The 1,310-nt window shown below is 69.4% G+C and carries 3 protein-coding genes; 2 read left to right on the top strand and 1 reads right to left on the bottom strand.

Annotation, left to right across the window (positions count from 1 at the left end; all coding sequences use genetic code 11):
- The first annotated feature begins 9 nt into the window (after window positions 1-9).
- The gene (locus B8460_RS23510; protein ID WP_277813992.1) at window positions 10-171 is read left to right on the top strand and encodes a hypothetical protein; all 162 of its coding nucleotides are present in this window, start codon (window positions 10-12) and stop codon (window positions 169-171) included.
- Between the two features lie 98 nt (window positions 172-269).
- Window positions 270-683: an RNA polymerase-binding protein DksA gene (gene dksA, locus B8460_RS17650; RefSeq protein ID WP_048862933.1), complete on the top strand. Its 414-nt coding sequence runs from the start codon at window positions 270-272 to the stop codon at window positions 681-683.
- A gap of 86 nt (window positions 684-769) precedes the next feature.
- Here dksA and B8460_RS17645 read toward each other — a convergent pair.
- On the bottom strand, window positions 770-1,310 hold a 541-nt coding region (locus tag B8460_RS17645), incomplete at its 5' end, for a flagellar basal body L-ring protein FlgH (protein ID WP_048862932.1).

Below are 1,310 nucleotides of genomic sequence, written 5' to 3'. Positions count from 1 at the left end.
CTTGCTGCGCTGCAACATGATCTGTTGAGTGACGACGGCGGCGCGGCGACGGAGCGGTTGCGCACGCTGCTGGAGGATGTGCCGATGGCCGCCGATCCCGCCCTCGCCGCGCTGGCGGCCGCGATCGTGCTGCGCGCGCGGGTGGAGCTGGCGCGCCGCGGGGTCAGGTGACCTGCGTCATTGACTTCATCTATCTGCCCTTGTTGCGCCCGATCCCCGCCGCTATAAGCCCGCGCGTTGGCGCTCGGCATGCAGGATCTTCCGCAATGATGGTGACTCTGCCCCCGGATTATCGACCTTCCGAGGACGAGGAGTTCATGAACGTCCAGCAGGTCGAGTATTTCCGGCAGAAGCTGTTACGTTGGCGCGCCGACCTGCTGCGCGAGGCCGACGGCACCCTTGCCAGCCTCTCCGAGGGCGGCATCCACGAGGCGGACATCACCGATCGTGCGAGCGTCGAGACCGACCGCGCGCTGGAACTGCGCACCCGCGACCGGGCCCGCAAGCTGATCGCCAAGATCGATCAGGCGCTGGAGCGGATCGAGGCCGGCACCTACGGCTATTGCGAGGAGACCGGCGACCCGATCGGCCTCCGCCGGCTCGAGGCGCGGCCCATCGCCACCCTGTCGATCGAGGCGCAGGAGCGCCACGAGCGCATGGAGCGCGTCCACCGCGACGACTGACCCGCGGCGCCCCGGCTGCGGTGCGGGGCGGACCCGGACGGATCGACCCTTACGGATCGCCCGCCCGGCCGAGCCGTCCCGCCACGTCAGAACGGCAGCAGGATGTCCATGAGCTGCTGGCCCCAGCGCGGGGTCTGCACGTCCGTGCTCTGGCCGCGTCCGCCATAGGTGATGCGCGCCTCGGCCAGCCGGCGATGGCTGATGGTGTTGTCGCTGCTGATATCCTGCGGGCTGATGACACCCGTCACCTCCAGGTCGCGCAGCTCGCTGTTCACACGCAGCTCCTGATGCGCCACCACGACGAGGTTGCCGTTCGGCAGCACCTGCGTCACCAGGCCCGCGAGGCTGATCGTCACGTTGTCGATCCGCTTGATCACGCCCTGGCCGGTCCAGGACGTCTTGCTGTTCGTGCCGACCAAGCTGGACGCCGTCGCGTTGCTCAGGATGCGGCCCAGCGACCCCTCGATGCCGAACAGGTTGGGCACGCCCAGCGCCTCGGTCCCGTTGCCGGCGCGCGTGGAGTTGTTCTCGACGTCCGCGCTGTCGGCGGTGTTGACGAGGATGGTGACGATGTCGCCGACCCGGGCCGCGCGCTGATCCTTCAGGAACGCGCGCGAGCCCTGCCGC

This window comes from Acidisphaera rubrifaciens HS-AP3 (assembly GCF_000964365.1).
GTDB classification, from domain to species: domain Bacteria; phylum Pseudomonadota; class Alphaproteobacteria; order Acetobacterales; family Acetobacteraceae; genus Acidisphaera; species Acidisphaera rubrifaciens.
Note: the sequence above shows the minus strand (reverse complement) of the source record. Positions and strands in the feature narration are given on the sequence as shown.

What these genes read in the sequence shown, in the direction of transcription:
- dksA (WP_048862933.1), top strand. Translation starts at nt 270, where the DNA reads ATGGTGACTCTGCCCCCGGATTATCGACCTTCCGAGGACGAGGAGTTC.